The organism is Variovorax sp. HJSM1_2 (assembly GCF_049316285.1).
Lineage (GTDB): Bacteria > Pseudomonadota > Gammaproteobacteria > Burkholderiales > Burkholderiaceae_C > Rhodoferax_B.
The window spans coordinates 18,859-37,501 of sequence record NZ_JBMOXA010000016.1 but is presented as its reverse complement, the minus strand read 5'-3'; the positions used below and the strand labels follow the sequence as shown (position 1 = coordinate 37,501).

Below are 18,643 nucleotides of genomic sequence, written 5' to 3'. Positions count from 1 at the left end.
TCGAAGCCCTGAATGCTGAGAACGCATTTGAAGTTGCACCCCACGCAACGTGAGTACAGGTCCAACACCACGGTCAAATCCAGCCAGCCTTCATGGGTCCGGCTGAGCCACTGTGAACTCTTTTTTCAGCCAGTTGGGTGCAGTGGTCGCCGGCATGCCGACGCGATAACGCGGATGCCTCATAAGTCGTATGCCGCCCTCACCAGCTGTACTTCACGCCGACCTGAGCCTTGCCAGCGCTGTATTGACGGGCGCCGGTCTCATACCCGACCGAGCCCCACATGCTCACAGCCCTGCTCACCTGGCCCTCCAGCCCCACCTTGGCTTCCAGGCGACTACGGGGCAGCGTATCGCGCACTGTGTCCGCGTCGAAGTTCACCGATTGCGAACTCGGGCCAAGCCACCAGTTCAGCTCAACAAACGAGCACAGTAATTTCTTGCCCTCGACGTTCTTGGCAACGGTATGCAAACGCAAGCCTACACGCGTGGTTGCCCTGGTGTTCGCATTGGTAGAGACCACCGTGCCAGTGCGCTCGGTATGCGTATCCGCCCGGTAGTTGGACAAGATCAATTGGCCTTGCGGCTCCAGGTAGACCAGGGTGTTGCCGGTTGACAAAAGCGGCACAGAATGCCCCACCTCCAACGAGGCCGCCAGGTTGCGTGATTTGTAGCGCTCGGTCGTCAGCCCTTGTCCGCTGACCTCGTTGTTAAACACACCGGCCATCAGCCAGGCGTCCACATAAGGGCCAGTCGAAATGTCCTGGTTGCCGTACCACGTGCCATACAGCCCAAGGTTGTAGCCGCGCACCGTGCCACGCGAACCCAGTGTTCCGTTGTCGGCGTGGTTCTCGCTCAGACCATACGCTCCCATAACCCCCAAGCGGATGCTGCCGTCGCCGCGTTTAAGGCGCGCCAAGTCTATGCCTGCGTGGAATAAATAGGTACGGTCGCTCAGAGACACAACACTGTCCCGGCTGCTGCTCTTGCCCTCCACCCGAGCCCATCCAATAACATCGCTCGATGTGTTTTGCGTTTGCGTACCCAAGGCCTCACCCCGACGTTCGTGCAGCGTGTGCATCTGCATCGTCTGCGCAAACAACCGGTTGTTGAGATACGCGCCAACTTCTGGGCGGTAGTTCGTTTCAGTCGGCGCCTCTGGCGCACAGCTTGCGCATGCTGATACCAGATACCAGTCGTTGGCCACGCCACCGTTTCCGCCGCGTTTGAGGCTGTAGTCGTAGGCGCCCGCAGCAATGGTGCCAGTGCCCGCACGATAACCGTCGGATGCGGCGGAAAGATTAAATGCCCCGGCATCGGTCGTCCCACCGTTAAGTGTTTCGACCAAGCGGATCCCTTTGTTCGTCTGCGCGCCAACCCCGCCGCCGTGCTTGATCACAAGCCCGGTGTTGCCCGAGGCGCGACCGCCGTCAATCACGATCTTGTCGCTGGGCGAGTTGTCGCTGCCCAGCACCGAGAAAAGTGTCACCGTGCCGCCCTGACCTACCCAGTTGCTGGCCGTCAACGTGCGTCCTAAGCTCAGGGGCAACAACGCCGGCGCGGCGAACTGAATGGTGCCCGCTAGCGCAACCGTGTCGACCAGCGAACTGGCCGTCATGTTCCAGTTGCTGCGCGCGTCGATGTTGACATTGGTCGGGTCAATCCAGCCAGTGAGCATCGCGCCGTTTTGCAGACTCAAACTGGTTCCACTGGTGCCCACGATGTTGCTGACCAAGCGCCCTCCGCCGGCGCTGCCATCCAATACCAACACACCGCCCGCGAGTTGGGTGGTGCCCGTCCAGGCCGTCCGCCCGGTCATCGTGACCGTACCGTTGCCCTGCTTGATGACTTCGCCCGTGCCTTCAATGGCATTGGCCATCAAGCCGGTGGCGCCATCGAGCAGCAGCGTGCCGTTAAGGCGGATGGCACGACTGCCAAGACCCTCTACGTGGTTCAAACTCACAGTGGCGCCGTTGGTGATGCTTGTGCTGGCCGTCAGGCCGGGATTGGCGCCTTGCACTGCCAGCGACCCGCCGGTGAAGTTCAGTTGGCCTGCGCCGGTTAACGTACCGGCCGAGGTTCCGCCACTGCTCACGGTCAGCGTGCCGCCGTGCAGATCCAGAGTTGAACCTGCGGCGCCATTAAGCGCACCAATCGACTGGCTCTTGCCGTTCAAGTCGAACCCGGTTGTATTGGCCAGGCTTAGCTTGCTGGTCTGACCTAGCGCGGTATTAGCCTCGGCACGCAAGGTGCCCGAGTCCACACGCGTCTCTCCGCTGTAGTCGTTGCTTGTATTCGATAGTGAGACCGTGCCCGCGCCCGCAGCAATGGCCAGGCTGCCGATGCCCGTGATCCTGGCAGACATGTCCGCCGCGGCGTTGGTCGCGCCACTGTCCTGTGCCAGCGTCAACGTCTGGCCCACCAGCAACTCTATTCGGTTGAGGCCATAACTCACGTACAGGCCATCCGATGCTATGCCCGAGGTCAGTCTGTAGTTGTAGGTGCCCAGGGCCACGGTATTGCCGCCCTGCGCGATCCCGGTCTGCATCGAGGCCGTGATCGCATTGCCGTTGCGGTCGCTCAGCATGATGTTGCCGGCGCTGCCGTTGACCGTACTGGCGCGTATCAGTTGCATGCCAGCGTCGCCTTCGTCCTGCATGAGCAGGTTGTTGGTGTTCGGCGTGCTTGGCGGGCTGATGACATACGACACAGGCAAATCAATGCGCACCGTGCTGGCCTGGCTCACGTCCAACGCGCCAGCGGTAATGTGGCTGATCGCCACCGTCTGGTCTAATGCAGAGGCATTAAAACCCAGCGTGGCGCCATCAAGGATCAGCCCACCAATCACCTGATGGCCATTGCCAACCGTGGTCACGTTGCCCGCACCCAGCGCCAGCGTGGCATTCGTCAACACGCTGGTCGCTGGCCCCGACAGATCGAAACTGTTGTTCGATAGATTGAGCGTGCCGGTGAAGGCGTTGCCCGCCCCTGCCCCGAAAGAGAAGGCTTGGTTGGCGTTGGCCGCATTCAACGTGCCGCCGCCACTCAAGGCATTGTTGAAGCTGAAAGCCCCCGTGGTCTGCACATTGACACTGGCGGTGGCGCCAATGTCGACCCCACCTGTCCCCAGGTTCTGGTTGCTGCTGGTGGACGTGCTCGCCATCACCAGCGCACCCGGCCCTGCAAGGCGCCATTGACCCGTATAAGCCGCATTGGCGCCGGTGACCGCAACTTGCGCGCCGCTAACCGTGGTGGTGCCCGTGCCCGTCAGCGTATTGCTGAAGGTGCTTGCCGAACCCAGCACCAGGGCCAGCCCGGTTGTAGTGCTGCCAAGTGTGGTGTTGATGCGCACTGCACCGCTGCCTACACCTGCAATGTCGGTCAGCTGCAGCAGGCCGCCCGAGATCGTGGTCGCCCCCGTAGCGCTGGTGTTGGCCTGTGTGACAGTCAAGGTACCTGTACCGTTTTTGCTGATCGCACCCGCGCCGCTGAGCGCATTGGTAAGGGTCCAGTCCGAGGCGGTGTCGACGTTAAACGTACCTGCGTTGTGGATCGCCCCGGTGCCCAGGTTAGCGGCGGTGGCAACGCTGAGGCGGGTGCCCACAGCCGTGTCCCAACTACTAGACAAAGCATTGCTGCCCGTGAAGCTGATATCTGCGGCGTTCGTCAGCTGAACCGTGCCCGCACCGGTGATGGTGTTGGCCATCACACCGGTGGCGCCGTCGAACACCAACGCGCCGCTATGGCTGATCGCACCGCTGCCCAGCCCGTCCACGCGGTTCAAACGCACAGTGGCGCCGCTGGTGATGGCTGTGCTGGCCGTGAGGCCAGGGTTAGACCCAGGCACTGCCAACGCGCCGCCGGTGAAGTTTAATTGGCCTGCGCCGGTTAACGCGCCGGCCGAGGTTCCGCCGTTGCTCAGGGTCAGCGTGCCGCCGTGCAGATCCAGAGTTGAACCTGCGGCGCCATTGAGCGCACCAATGGACTGGGTCTTGCCGTTCAAGTCGAAACCGGTTGCGTTGGCCAGGCTTAGCTTGCTGGTCTGGCCTAGCGCATTGTTGGCATCGACACGCAAGGTGCCCGAGGCTACGCTCGTTTCGCCGCTGTAGTCATTACCCGCATTCGACAGAGACACCGTACCTGCGCCCGCAGCAATGGCCAGGTTGCCGGAGCCCGTGATCTTGGCGGACATATCTGCCGAGGCATTTGTCGCGCCGTTATCCTGCGCCAACGTCAAGGTCTGGCCCGCCAGCAAGGCCAACTGGTTGAGCCCATAGCGCACGTAAAGCCCGTCGGCCGCAGCGCCGGCACTCAGCCGGTAGTCGTAGAGGCCCTGGGCCACCACACTGCCGTTCTGAATCAAGCCCACCTGGGTTGCCGCCGTGATGACATTGCCGCTGAGGTCAGTCAGTGCCAGGTTGCTGCCGTACCCCGCCACCGTGCCCGCCGCGATCAGTTGCATGCCAGCGTCGCCTTCATCCTGCATCAGCAGGTTGTTGGTGTTGGGCGTGCTCGGTGGGCTGATCACATACGACACCGGCAGATCGATGCGCACCGTCCCGGCACGGCTGATGTCTAACGTGCCAGTGGTGATGTGGCTGATGGCCACTGTTTGGTCGAGTGCGGAGGCATTAAAACCCAGCGTGGCGCCATCAAGGCTCAGCCCACCAATCACCTGATGGCCATTGCCAACCGTGGTCACGTTACCCGTGCCCAGCGCCAACGTGGCATTGGTCAACACGCTGGTCGCTGGCCCCGACAGATCGAAGCTGTTGTTCGATAGATTGAGCGTGCCGGTGAAGGCGTTGCCCGCGCCCGCGCCGAAAGAAAAGGCTTGGTTGGCGTTAGAAGCGTTCAACGTGCCAGCGCCACTCAACGCATTATTAAAGGTGAAGGCGCCCGTCGTCTGCGCATCGACACTGGCCGTGGCGCCAATGTTGACCGCACCCGTCCCCAGGTTCTGGTTGCTGCTGGTAGATGTGTTTGTGACCACCAGCCTCCCGCTCCCCGTGAGGTTCCACTGGCCGGCATATGCCGCATTGGCGCCGGTGATGCTGGTTTGCGCGCCACTCACCGTGGTGGTGCCCGTACCCGCTAGCAGGTTGTCGAAAGTAGCTGGTGCAACCGTTGCCAGCTCCAGGCTCGCCGTCGCGCCGATGTTGACCGTGCCGGAGCCGACGCCGTCGACATGGGTGATCTTCAGCACACCACCTGAGATGGTGGTGCCGCCGCTATAGGTATTGGCGCTGCTCAACACCAGCGTGCCCGCGTCGGTCTTGTTCAACGCGCCCGTGCCAGCGATGCTGCTGGTCAGCGTCAGCGTGCTGCCGACGTCTACGTCTAGCGTGCCGCCGCTGGCGTTCAGCGTGATGGCACGCGCCGAGGTGAAAGACGCCGTGGCCTCCAACGCCCCACCGCCAAAACTCAGTGCCCCTGCGGCGGCGCCGAGATTGGCATCGCTGCCGATGCTGAGCTTGCCGCCGTTGATGACTGTGCCCCCGCTGTAGCTATTGGCACCACTCAACACCAGCGTACCGGCACTGGTCTTGGTCAACGCGCCAGTGCCGTCAACCGTGTTGGTCAATGCCAGCGTGGTGCCGTTTGCAACGTCCAGGGTTGCGCCACCCGTGTTCAGTGTGACCGCGCGCACCGAGCTCATCGATGCGGTGGTTTCCAGCGTGCCGCCGTCAATGCTAAGTGCACCAGCGGCAGCACCAAGATTGGAATCGCTGGACACCTTCACTCTTCCGCCGTTGACCGACGTGCCTCCGCTGTAGGTGTTGGCTCCGCTCAGCACCAGCGTGCCGGTATCGGTCTTGGTTAATTTGCCCACGCCGCTGATCGCACCGTTCATGGTCAACGTCTGCCCAGCATCAACATCCACCGTGGCACCGTTGGTGTTGAGCGTGGTGGCACGCGCCGTGACCATTGAGGCTGTGGTTTCCAGAACGCCGCCATCGAACCCCAGCGCGCCGGCAGCCGCACCCAGGTTTGCGTCGCTGGATATCCTTACCGTGCCAGCGTCGATCTGCGTTCCGCCGCTGTAGAGATTGGTACCCGTGAGCACCAGTGTGCCCAAGCCGTTTTTGGTCACCTTGGTGCTGCCTTGCAAAACAGAACCAATGCTCGCGGTGTAGGCGGCCGAGGCTGGCGAGCCATCGCCCACGCGAATGTTCGTACTGCCTGTTCCAGAGGCGGTCTCGACGAGATTGATTTCGTCGCCGCTGAGTGAATATCCGTTGACCGCGAACTGCAAGCCAGACGTCGAAATATCCCCAAAGCTTTTGTCCACGGTCACCGCAGCGCCCGTGCCCTGAAAGATCACAAAAGAGGTTGGCGCGTAAACCGAATTGACCGAACTGCTTGCATCACCCCAAGCCGTGTTGGTGCCGTTACGGCTCCAAATACCGGCGCCGCCGTCGGCAATACCGTTGTTGTATTGGCTTGCGCTGGCCCCGTCCCACACTGCGGTGAGCAGGCCCGTGGTGTTGATCAGATTGATCTGCCCAGCGATACCGGTCTGCAGCGCAAGCGTGGTTGCTGCGGGCACGGTGCCGAGCGCCAGGCCGTTGTTTGTTAGCGTGCCGCTGTAATTGAAAATTCGGTAGATGCCAGGGTCAAAAGTTCCGCCCACAGGGGTGGTGACATCAATCAGACCGTCCAAGACCAGATTGCCATAAACGTCTGTTCGGCTGTTCTGCGCCACACCGCCAAGCGCGCCAAAGCTGTAGCGCAAAATCGAGGTGGCATTGAGCCCAAGGTTGCCGTTGATGGTCAACGTGCCGCCCGTGCCATTTGCGCTGCCAGGCGCCAGAATGCCGTCATTGGCTAGCGCCACATTCCCACCTATCGTGCCAGTACCGCCCAACACAGCACTGGCCGCAACAGTCGTGGCGCCGATGGCGGCCGACTGATTGCCATTGACGTAGAGCGCCCCCGATGTGACCGTGGTCGCGCCTGTATAGCTGTTGTTGCGGGTCAGCGTCGTGACGCTGCTGGGGCCGCCGGTCTGCAGCAACGCCCCCGTACCGGAGACCAGGCCTGCATAGGTTTCGCTGTCGCTGTGGTTGAAGGCCAACGTGCCGTTGTTGACCGTATCCCCCAGGATCGTGCCGGCTGTGCCGCCATTGCCAAGCTGCAAGGTGCCGGCGTTGATGGTGGTGCCGCCGGTGTAGGTGCTGTTGCCAGTCAGCACGGTGGTGCCGCTGCCGTTCTGCTGCAGCGCGCCGCTGCCAGAGACCACCCCCCCATAGGTATAAACGTCGCTTCGGTTGAAGGCGAACTGGCTGTTGTTGGTGACGTTGCCAACGATAGACCCCGCCGCGCCGCCATTCCCAATCTGCAGCGTGCCCGCAGTGACACTGGTGCCACCGGTGTAGGTACTGGCAGCGGTCAACGAGGTGGTGCCGGTACCATTTTGCTGCACGGTACCGGCGCCCGAAATCACGCCCCCATAGGTGGACGCATCACTGCGGTTAAAGGCCAACACCGTGCCCGCAGAGATGGCGGCACTCCCGCCAAGAGTTCCCAGAGTGCCGCCCGCGCCGATTTGTACGCTGCCTCCCGTCACAGCCAAGGGACCGGTGTAGGCGGTATTGGCCGCAACCACCAAAGTGCCGGCGCCGGTTTTTCTGAATGTCGTCGTGCCAGTTTGATTGCCAGTGAGCGTGGCTGTTTGGCCAGACTGCACATCAATGCTGCCGCCGTTCGGGCCGCCAGCCCAACTGATGTTCTGCGGCAGTACAAAACTGCCGATGGTCTGCAGAACGGCGAGGTCATGGATTGAAATGGTCCCGGTACCGAGGCTGCTCGCAGAGTTAGCTTGGACCACCGTGGCACCGCCCAAATCCAAACCGCCGCTGAAACTGTTGTTGCCTAACAGCGCTACGGTTCCCCCCGCGTTGAGGAGCAAGGAGCCGGTGCCGGAGATGTTGCCAGCCAAGGTCAACGTTGCTCCGGCAGCGGTAGACAAGGCGCCATTGCCAATCAGCGCCAAACTTCTGTTCGTGCTGAAGCTTGATGTCGCATGTAATCGGCCACCCGTGTTGAACGACAGGCTCCCCGACGCGGCACCCAAGTTGCCATCACCCGCAACCTGCAGCACGCCGCCGTTGAAGGCCGTGCCACCGGCATAAGTGTTGGCGCCGCTCAGTGTCAGCGTGCCAAGGCGCTGCTCTACCGAGCCGCTGCCGGAAACCACCCCGCCATAGGTGTACGTTGCATTGCGGTTGAAGCTCAGCGCGCCGTTGTTCGAGACATTGCCAACGATAGAACCGGTGGTGCCGCCACTGCCTAATTGAAGGGTGCCGGCATTGATGCTGGTACCACCGGTATAAGTGTTGTCGCCCGTGAACACCGTGGTGCCACTGCCGTTTTGTGCCACCGTGCCGGTGCCTGAAATCACACCACCAAAAGTAACGGAATTGCTGCGGTTAAAGGCCAGTGTGCCTGGGGTGTTCACCGTCAACGTGCCGGTGCCCCCTGTGCCCGTGGTACCGCCATTGCCCACCTGCAAGATGCCGTTCGAGACGGTGGTGGCGCCGCTATAGGTGTTGTTGCCTGTCAGTAGCGTGGTGCCCGTGCCGATTTGCTGAACTGCGCCGGTACCCGAAATCACGCCACCAAAAGTGACGGCGTCGCTGCGGTTAAAGACGAGTGTGCCGTTGTCGGTCACGTTCCCCGCAATCGAGCCCGAGGTTCCGCCGGCTCCCAATTGCAAGGTGCCAGTGGACACCGTCGTGCCACCGCTGTAGGAGCTCGCGCCAGTCAGCACCAGCGTGCCGAGATCGGTCTTGGTGACGCCGACCGTGCCCTGCAGCGCCGCGTCGACGGTGGCGGTGTAGCCACTGCCTGCGCCGGTACCGTCACCTACGCGGAGCGTGGCATTGGCCGAGCCCGGTGTCGTCTCGACCAAGCTGACAGGACTGCCGGTGATGCGATAGCCGTCGCTTGCAAACTGCATGCCCGCAGCCACAACCTGCCCGCCGGTGTTGTCTACCGTGACGGTTCCAGGCGTGGCCTGAAACACGGCAAAACCAGCCGCGTAAGGCGCATTGGCAATGCCCCCGGCGTCGCTCCAGTTGCTGTTGGCACCTGTGCCGCTGTTCCAGGTGCCTGCGCCCCCCTCTATCAAGCTGTTATTGGGGCTAGAGGGGCCATCCCAGAAGGTGGCGTTGGCGAGGCTGGTCAGCAGATTGACCTGACCGGCAACCGAGGTCTGCAGCGTTGAGCTGGTGCCAGCGGGGCTTGTGCCGAACGCCAGCCCGTTATTGGTCAGCGCGCCCGTGTAGGTCATCAGGCGGTACACCCCCGCGCCAAAAGCGCCACCCGAGGTGGCAGACACATTCAGCGTGCCATCCAAAGTTAGGGCACCGCCAACCACCACTTGGTCGTTGTATAGGCCGCCCACAGTGTCGGGCTGGCCCAGGTCGTAGTTCAACACCGAGCCACTCGACAGCGACAGCGCACCGCGAATGTTCAGCGTGCCGCCCGCACCAATGGTGCCGGGTGCCAGCGTGGCACCATTGGCCACCGTGACACTGCCGCCAATGGTGCCCGAGCCGCCCAGCGTTGCGCCTGAGGCCACGGTGGTCAACCCGGTAGCAGAGGTTTGGTTGCCATTAACGTAGAGCGAGCCCGCCGTCACCTGCGTCGCCCCCGTGTAGCTGTTGTTGCCGCTCAGCGTGGTGGCACCGGCGCCACCGAGGGTCAAAGAACCGGTGCCGGAGATCGCGCCGCCGTAGGCAAAAGCATTGCTGCGGTTGAAGACCAGCGCACTGTTGTTGGTGACGTTGCCGGTCCCCATCGAGCCTGTAGTTCCGCCGTTGCCAACCTGCAAGGTGCCAGCGTTGACCGTGGTGCCAGCGCTATAGGTGTTCGCCCCCGTCAATATCAGCGTGCCGGTGTTGGACTTTTGCAATGCAGAGCCGCTGCCGCTGATAACGCCGCTGGCGATCAGCGTGCTGGTGGGTGCCACGTCGATGGTGGCGCCACCCGCATTCAGCACCATCGACCTGGCGCTGGTGAAACTGGCGGTGGTGGCGAGCGTGCCTGCGGCGATGTCGAGCGCACCCGCAGCCGCCCCTAAATTGGCGTCGCGCGAAACCTCCGCCCGCACACCGCCTCTTAAAAGCGTACCACCCGTATAGGTATTGGTGCCATTCAACACCACCGTGCCCCCGGGCGCCCCTGCGCTGTTCACCGTAAGGGCCGACCCGCCCGAAATGATGCCGCCCAGAGTCAAGGTCGAGCCGTTGAAGGATTCGACGGTGCCCGCGGTGCTTAGCACCACGTTGCGTGAAGTGCCAAAACTCGAGAGCGCGCGCAGGCTGCCAGCGCCAACAAAGCTGACATTGCTAGCCGCCGCGCCCAGATTGGCGTCGCTCGATACCCCGAGCGCGCCGCCCAAGATTCGGGTGTTGCCGGTGTAAGTGTTGGCCCCGGTTAGCACCACCTGCCCTTGGTACACGCCAAACGAGCCTGCGCCAGAGACAACGCCATTCAGCGTCAACGGCGCCGCTGCACTAGAACTCCCCGCATAGGCGTTAACACCGCTGTCGACCACGACATTGCGTGCCGAGCTGAACGCAGAACTCGCGTTGAAATTACTGTTGCCAGCGAAGTGCAACTGACTTGAAGCCGCGCCCAAATTGCCATCGTTCGCCACCTGCAACAAGCCGGCGCGAATAACGGTTTCACCGGTATACGTGTTAGCGCCACTGAGTGTGGTGGTGCCGCTGCCGTTTTGCTGCAGAACGCCGGTGCCTGACACCACGCCCGCATAGGTATAGCCATTGTTGCGACTAAAGCTCAGCAGCCCGTTGTTGACCACATTGCCGACGATTGAACCCGTCGCCGCGCCGGCGCCGATCTGCAGCGTGCCAGCGTTAATCGTGGTGCCGCCGCTGTAGGTATTGGCACCGCTCAAAATAGTCGTACCGGCACCGTTCTGCTGCAAAGAGCCAGTGCCTGAAATCGCGCCCGCATAGGTGTAGCTGTTGCTGCGGTTGAAGGCCAGTGTGCCATTGTTGGTGAGCGAAGCAGCGGTGCCCAGCGCCCCCGTGGTTCCGCCGCTGCCGATCTGCAGAGTACCCGACGAGATGGTCGTTGCACCGCTATAGGTATTGGCGCCGTTCAGCACCACCGTGCCGGTGCCGCCAACGGTGAAGGCGCCGCCGCCACCCATCACACCGCCCATACTGGCAGTGACGCCCGCGCCCGTCGAGACCGTGCCGCCCCCCAGGCCGAGCGTCACCGCGCGCGTTGTTGTGAAGGGGCCAGCGGTGACCGCCAGCGTGCCTCCGGTGGTGGTGTCCCCAAGCGTCAGCGCACCGGCAGCGCCCCCAAGATTGCTGTCGTTTGATACTCGCAGCGTGCCGTTGTTGGTGACTGTGGTGCCACCCGTGTACGTGTTCGTGCCACCCAGCACCACGGTGCCAGCCCCGTTGATGTCGACACGGGTAACACCAGAGTTGGCATTGGCGATGAGCGAGTTGACCGTGGCGCTCATACCACCGCCGGCATTGAACCCCATGGTGGACGAAGCGCCAGTCAACGTGCCGCCATTGAGGGTGTAGCCATTCACCGTGAACAGCAAATTCTGAACGGTGATGGGGCTGACCAGCGCCAACGCTCCCGCAACGCCGCCAAACTGGGCGCTGTCGCCCAGCAGGTTGTTCCACGACAGCAGCACCGTGCCGTTGTACCAAGCGCTGGAAGTGAGGTCCCAATTGCCCGCGCCGCCCGAGTTCTGCCCGGTGGGAGACCAAGTCACCGTACCGGCCTGCGCTGGCCCGAACAAAGCCAGCATTGCCAGCAAAGCTGCGCCCCGGCCAAGCTTCCGGCGCGCTTTTTTACCGCCGGATTTCGCAAGCTCAGAGACCACCACCCAAGCTTGCAGCGCCACGCTCCAGACAATCCGATAAGACCTATTCATTCCCAACCCTATAGGCCCCCCGGCTCCAATGGCCGCAAAGAGCGAGTAACGCTGCGTGAGAGTTCCGGCAGCATGCTGTGGCGGTACCTAATCCCATCGACCACCACGTCGTTAAAACGATCTAATTCTTAGATCCGAGCAGCGTCAGCTCAGAATTAACAGTTTACTTAGGGATGCGCTGATTAATGATCGCTGCCGAACTTTTTGAGTGGCGAGCAGAGCGGAATCGACATAAGGCCAGTCGGCTGGGTTAACGCCGCAAACCCGCGCCAATGCTGGAGGGCTGTTTACGACTTTAATTGGCGAGAACAACCTTGAATTGACTAAAGTTATGGATAATTCTGACTAAAAAAATGAATTGTGGATAATTTCGACAATTAGGAATACTATCCGCTTCCATGCACTGGAAGACAGACCCCGGTCTTTATCCTCCATATCTGCGCGGAAAAATTCGCCGCGGCAGAGGAGTCGGGTTTGGTCAGAGCTACGTACCCTGGCTAAAGATCAGAGACGTTCCATCCCAAGGGACCTCTTCAAATGTCCCGGGCATCATTCATCATCGCCCTTACCACCTGCTCTCCGAGTTGGAGGCGATTTACTTCTTTTTGACTGAGCGCAAGCGTACAACTGTCGATGTTCTCGAACAGTGGCCAATTTTGGATATTGATCGAACCTTAGAGCTATGTGCCGCAGCTGGGGTTCGTCATCAGTACCGCGGCTATATTCCCCAGCCCTTTACGATCGACTTTCTAATCATGGAACAGTCGGACACTGGCGTTCTAACCCGAGCAGCCAGTATCAAAACGGCAGAAGAAGCCGCTGACCCTGCTGTACGCCTCAGACTGTCCATTGAATATGACTGGTGCAGTCAAAGAGGCATCCCATGGACACTGGTGGACACCTCTGCATTTAACAAAACCGTACTATCTAACTTACGCTTCATCCGCGCGTGGTTTCAACACGGTGAACGACCATCGGAGCAAGCTGCTGACCGATTTGCTCAAAGATTTCTTGCGTCCTACAAGCCAAATGTCTGCTTAGTTGATCTGATCAACATGACGTCGAAGCAGCTCCGCCTACATCAGGATTTGGCTGATGGCCTATTCCGCTATTGCGCATGGTCGGACAGGATCCCTGTCTCGCTCAAGCATCTGTTGGAAATGAACATGCCAGTCGTTTTGCATCAGCAGCATGAACGAACCTGACTTCCACCCAATTCAATACTCCGGGCTCACCGCCGGCTTGGTGCTGCGTGTGGGTGAAACTTCAGACCGTTTTCTCAGATTGACGCACGTCTTCTCGAGAGCGGTTTACGGCATGTGGGTTAGTACTGCTGCACAGGCGCGCTACGCGCGCAGGCCTATCCCTATCCCACTCCCCGAGCTAAAAGAGTTAATAGACACCCCTGGTTCAACATGGGGAAAAATCCACCTCCCACCGGGGCTTATTCAGCCGGTTGAGGAATCCTCCAGAGCGATCGAACTGGACTCGAGTTGGCTCTTGATTGAACCGTTAATTACCGCGTTTGAAAGTGAGTCAAATCTCTCAAGAAGCAGGTTCAATACGCTCATTTGCGAACGTGCAGACAGCACTAGCACTAGTTGGCTAAATCTGACTCGGCTGGTGAAGCGTTTCTACTATTTTGGACGTATTCGATTCGCGCTGTTACCACTCTATCCGGGAGTAAAACCAGGAGGAAAGTCACCTACAGCAGTTTGCCCAGATGGAGAAGGGAATACGCCTCTCACCAGGCGGCGAGGTCGACAGCCTCTTCTAGCGGAAGAGTTGGGGAGCAACAATTTCGTTGTCGGTGAAGATGACATCGCCGACATGATCGAAAGCTATAAAGCAGAGTTGCGAAAGGGCGCCACTTTTATCACATCGGTTTATCCGAAATACCTGCAGAAAGCTTTTAAGGAGCGCCATGAAAAGGTATTTGATGAGTACGTCAAAAAGAAACGTCCAGTCCCGGTCACGGAACGGCAATTCCGTTACTACGTCTCCACCCATGTAAAACTTAGTGCAGATCTGTCGGTAAACGCCCGAATCTATAAGAAAAACTCTGGCTATCTAGCCTCAGTACGCGCATCCGGCCCTGGTGAGATCTACGAAATTGACGCAACTGTTGGGCGTCTTTTTTTAGTTTCAGATGCGGATCCACCGGTACAGGTAGGTAAGCCCACGATCTACCTCATCATCGACCGTTGGAGTCGATTTGTGGTCGCGGTATACCTGTCGTTGCGTCCGCCTTCATACGAAGAAGTGCGCCATGCACTGCTGATCGCGTTCACCTCTCGCGAAACACGCTTTCGCGAACTAGGAATCAATATTGACGACACTCGGTGGCCCGTTGGCCGCATGCCTCCCGTGATTTGCAGTGACCGCGGCTCCGAGTTCCTATCCGATGCTTTCGAAAATGCCGTGGTGAACGATCTCCGTATCGACCACACAGTTCTCCCACCACTTTGCCCAGACGGGAAAGCGATCGTGGAAAGGTCTATTCGCGAATTCAAACGACGGATGACCAGCATGAGGATCAAAGGGGTCTATGCTGACCGGCCGCTGGATCCTCAAACCAAACGGATCGCACGTCGTGCAGAAGCCGCCGCGGTGCATTCGCTGTCAGATGCCTATCGCGTGATCGTCGAGATCATCGACGCTCACAACAATAGCCCCCACACCAGTCTTCGACGCATGCGAATGCTTACCCAGGCGGGTGTTCACCCTACACCGAAAGAAGCGTATCTCTGGGGAATAAAAAATCTCACCGGCGTTCGCCTCGCGCCGCTCACCGATGAAGATTACCAAAGAATGCTGTTGAGTACAGACCAGGCGAGTGGTTCGCAGGGCCTTCTTCGCTATCGCGGCCGAGCATACCAACCAGTCAACGCGTTGGCTCACACTTTGGCGTCGAGTTGGGCCAAACGTGCTCGCGCTGTTCAGATTCGGCTCGACAAGACCATGCCCATGGAGATCTTCGTTGTTACCGCGCGCCGGGAGTGGGCAAAGTTTCACATAACGGCAGGCGCAGCTCGTGAATTGTTCGGCATCAGCCTAGACGAAGAAGAGGCACTTTCTACGCAAACCGCACGCTTTTGGGCCCAGGCCGAAAACGACAGTCTCATCGAGCGCGTGACGGCGAAGGAAACGAAGCGTGGTCCCAGAAAGCGCCCCACTGGAACACCAGAAAAACTCGACAAGCGCGGGTTGCAAAACGCACGCGAATTGGAAACTGAAAACATCAAACAGGCACTGCTAGGAAAGCAAAAACAGCCCCCGAAACCGAAGAAGCCTTCGGACGTATCTGCCCAATCAAGCTGGGAAAAACTGGAAGAGCAAGAGCGACTTGATCAGTTAGAGACCATACGCAAACACAGGAGCCAATCATGAACAAGGGAACGCATGTAGACGCTTCGTACACCCCGACAGGGGTCCGCCGCTTCGACGGCAATCCATTCATCGAGGCGCTGCCGATACTTGAGAGCACAAAAAGCGAGTTCCTGACCAGTCTTTCCAACTACCCACCGGCGCCGACCACGGCCACGCGAAGGCAAGGGGAAATTGTCAGAACGATGGAGTTGGGCATCATCGACGAAGTCGTCATGCCATTTCCGGAGTATCAAAAATCTGGATTGGCCGGGGCCACTATTCTCAGAGAAGCCTACGTTGCACGGCACCCACTGTCGGTCATTGACGTACAGCGCCGCCATGCCCTTGCCGCTCAGGGTGCAGATGGGGTCATGTTTCCTGCCAACTGGAAATCTACTGCAAAGGGATACTTCGTGATGGCACACAGCGGCATGGGAAAAACCACTTTCATGAATGCGTTCCTACTGCGCTACCCCCAAGTGATCACGCATAACGATTACCAGGGCCAACACCTTCGCTGCCAGCAAGTCGTTTATCTTGTATTGCGCATGCCTCATGACGCGACTCTTAAAAGTCTATGCCTTCAGTTCTTCGAAGAGATTGATCGTCTGCTGGGGACGAGTTACTTGAGGCAAGCACGCTCTGCGGGCTCAATCGCGGAAATGGCGCGGCAAATGAATCAGGTGGCCACAGCCGTTTCACTCGGTTTTCTAATCGTCGACGAACTGCAAAACCTACGCGCCGCACGCGGTGAAAAAGGGGAAGTCGTGCTGAACCTTTTTAGTGAGGTCATCGAACGCTTAGGCATCAGTTTGATGGTCCTCGCCACACCGGCGGTTCAAAGCGTTCTCGAAGGCAATGTACGAAACACCCGAAAGCTCGCCTCCTACGGTGAGACCGTCATCCAGCCCATGCGCAAGGGCGATGCGCAATGGAACGCATTTTGCGACACGATGTGGGACTACACATTTGTCAAAAATAAAGGTCGACTCGAAAATTCCGTGCGCGATGCATGGTTCGCTGCTTCAGCCGGTAACACAGCTTTTGCCTGCCTAGCGTTCATGTTGGCCCAGCGAAACGAGATTGGGCGGCGGGAGGTCGTGGATGCGGAGGCATTTCAACGCACAGCCGCCACCGATATGGCATTTCTGCAGCCGGCCATCATGGCATTGCGCAGCAAAAATCCGAATGCCTTACAGGCGTTTGACGATCTGATTCTCAGCCCCAGATACAAGGCACTGCGCAAGATGCTGGGAGTAGAAGACACAACTCCCAAAAAATCGACATCGGACGAGTTCGAGGAGGTCAGCGGGCAGCCCAAGCATCACGCCCATCGCTCAAAGGTCGCAGCCTCCAACAAAAAATCAGATCAGCACGAAGAGTCATGGCCTGACCTCCCACTAGAGGACCCCCTGGTGGTTTAAACATGTCCCAAGACTGAGTTGGCCGCACCATGAAGCCAGCCTCTTCGCTTCAATTCGCTCCAGCGCTGCTTCCGGACGAACTTTTGTATTCTTGGGTTGGTCGCGCGGCAATGCTCAATGTGTTGGGGCCTCCTCGTACCCTGGTGAAGACGCTCTTCGGAGCCGAGAAACTGATCCCCGTCGTAGATCTACCGACTCGGCTAGAACCTTTCCATCAGCGCTTGGGCGTATTCAGTCCATGCGGAAGCATCGAAGAGTTGATTGACCGCGGCACACTTTATCCCTACCACCGCCCATTCATCGACCCGGCGCGCCATGCGCAGGTGATGCACTCAATTTTTTTTGGTGGCGGCCAGGGCCTCAAAACGTTGTTGGGGCGAGTTGCGAATCGATTTGGCGCAAATCCGCCTTTGCGTTATTGCCATCGCTGCCTATTGACGGATCTCGAGCAATGGGGCTGTTGCTTCTGGCACGCTAGCCATCAATTGCCCGGGGTCAGATGCTGCCCAGTTCACGGGGACGTTCTCACGACTGGTGCCTCGACCAGTAGCTTACCCCAAAGACAGCGCATAACCCTGCCGCCCACCGCGGACCAAAAGGCGACACTCGAACGCGCTACCGCACAACAAATGCGCTTTGCGAGCTTGTCCAAGCAGCTTTTGGAGGCAAGGCTACCTGCACAAGACCCTTGGCAACTCCGCGCCGTTTACTACCGGGCCTTTGAGCAACTTGGTCACACTCGGTCAAACAACGCAATCGACTTCCACGAACTCGCGGCCATACTACGCAAGCATTACGCAGACTTCGACGGTTTTGAGCACAAGCGACGTCTCCTATCGTCGGAATCGCATCCCTTGTGCTGGCTCAGAACCGTTTTTGATCGACCGGGCGTAGCTACGCATCCAATTTGCCACCTGGTTCTCATTGGATTTCTCTTTGAATCAATTCATGACTTCCGTCTAGCATGCGAATCTACGCAGATCGCACTCGCCCCCTGGACGCGAAAAGAAGCCCCGTCATCAACCATCCAGCCATCAGGCGAAGCGACGCGGCCAAACGAAAGCTCGGACGCTCTTCAGAGAAAACTGCTGCTTGATACCACCTGCTCCTGCCGACAAGTTGCAATCTCCCTTGGTCTTTCAACCACCACGGTGGTGCTTCGTCGCCGAGCATTGAAGATCCCGATCGCTTCCCGCTGTAAGAGCCTCAACGAATCCATGCGTGCAGCAATCAAAGTGGACCTACAGCGAGGGCTCACGCCAGCAGAGGTTGCAGTGGTGCACAAGGTTTCGCCAAGCAGCGTGTACCGCCTACGTTCGGAAATTGCCCCTTCATTGAAAAGTCTACAGGCGACGCGAAATGTCGTTAGCCACCGCAGATATCGAAGCAATTGGGGGCACCTTCTCAAACTGCACGGCAAGGAGGGGGTTAATGCTGTTCGCGCGCTCGACGGAAGCACGTACGCGTGGCTGTATCGCCATGACCACGAGTGGCTGCTCAGTACCTGCCAACGATTCCAGCGACCAAGCGGAAAACAAAACCGCGTCGACTGGCCCGCACGAGACCGCGAGTTGAGCAGGAAAGTGCTGGACTACGCGGTGGCATTGAAGCGAGACAAGAACTGTTCCCGTTTAAGCCGATCGAGGCTACTCCAATCCTTGGGCGAACGCATGGTTCGAACCCATGGCGCGCAGTTGCCACAGCTAATGGCTTGCCTCGATGCTTTAGCCGAATCGAGAGAAATGTATCAGATGCGGCGCATTTCTCGCTGCATCGAACAGATCCATCAAGAGGGAAATGCTTTGACCTGGTGGCGACTTCAAAAAGTCGCGGGCCTCAAAACTTGGTCGCCTACGCTTAAAGCACATGCCATGCAGCAGGCGAAACGACTCCTATCGCTCACCTTGGAGGTTTAGAT

The 18,643-nt window shown here is 59.3% G+C and carries 5 protein-coding genes and 1 pseudogene; 4 read left to right on the top strand and 2 right to left on the bottom strand.

Features of this window, described 5'->3' with window-relative positions:
* Nucleotides 1-199: 199 nt before the first annotated feature.
* Nucleotides 200-11,770, bottom strand: a complete 11,571-nt coding sequence (locus ACFQ95_RS17290) for an autotransporter-associated beta strand repeat-containing protein (protein WP_422833011.1) — start codon at nucleotides 11,768-11,770, stop codon at nucleotides 200-202.
* Nucleotides 11,771-11,803: 33 nt separating this feature from the next.
* Nucleotides 11,804-11,932: pseudogene (locus ACFQ95_RS17285) on the bottom strand (ESPR domain-containing protein); the annotation flags it as partial.
* A 398-nt stretch (nucleotides 11,933-12,330) separates the two neighbouring features.
* Here ACFQ95_RS17285 and ACFQ95_RS17280 point away from each other — a divergent pair.
* Genes ACFQ95_RS17280 through ACFQ95_RS17265 form a run of 4 tightly spaced genes read left to right on the top strand, consistent with a single transcriptional unit; the run spans nucleotide 12,331 to nucleotide 18,641 of the window.
* Nucleotides 12,331-13,137: a TnsA endonuclease N-terminal domain-containing protein gene (locus ACFQ95_RS17280; RefSeq protein WP_422832926.1), complete on the top strand. Its 807-nt coding sequence runs from the start codon at nucleotides 12,331-12,333 to the stop codon at nucleotides 13,135-13,137.
* Nucleotides 13,124-15,322: an integrase catalytic domain-containing protein gene (locus ACFQ95_RS17275; protein ID WP_422832924.1), complete on the top strand. Its 2,199-nt coding sequence runs from the start codon at nucleotides 13,124-13,126 to the stop codon at nucleotides 15,320-15,322. The genes ACFQ95_RS17280 and ACFQ95_RS17275 overlap by 14 nt, the downstream gene beginning before the upstream one ends.
* On the top strand, nucleotides 15,319-16,725 hold the full coding sequence (locus ACFQ95_RS17270; protein WP_422832922.1) for an ATP-binding protein: 1,407 nt from the start codon (nucleotides 15,319-15,321) through the stop codon (nucleotides 16,723-16,725). The genes ACFQ95_RS17275 and ACFQ95_RS17270 overlap by 4 nt, the downstream gene beginning before the upstream one ends.
* A 29-nt stretch (nucleotides 16,726-16,754) precedes the next feature.
* The gene (locus ACFQ95_RS17265) at nucleotides 16,755-18,641 is read left to right on the top strand and encodes a TnsD family Tn7-like transposition protein (RefSeq protein ID WP_422832920.1); all 1,887 of its coding nucleotides are present in this window, start codon (nucleotides 16,755-16,757) and stop codon (nucleotides 18,639-18,641) included.
* Nucleotides 18,642-18,643 lie beyond the last annotated feature (2 nt).

Coding starts and splice junctions, on each gene's coding strand:
- ACFQ95_RS17275 (WP_422832924.1), top strand. CDS start 13,124: ATGAACGAACCTGACTTCCACCCAATTCAATACTCCGGGCTCACCGCC.
- ACFQ95_RS17265 (WP_422832920.1), top strand. CDS start 16,755: ATGAAGCCAGCCTCTTCGCTTCAATTCGCTCCAGCGCTGCTTCCGGAC.
- ACFQ95_RS17280 (WP_422832926.1), top strand. CDS start 12,331: ATGCACTGGAAGACAGACCCCGGTCTTTATCCTCCATATCTGCGCGGA.
- ACFQ95_RS17270 (WP_422832922.1), top strand. CDS start 15,319: ATGAACAAGGGAACGCATGTAGACGCTTCGTACACCCCGACAGGGGTC.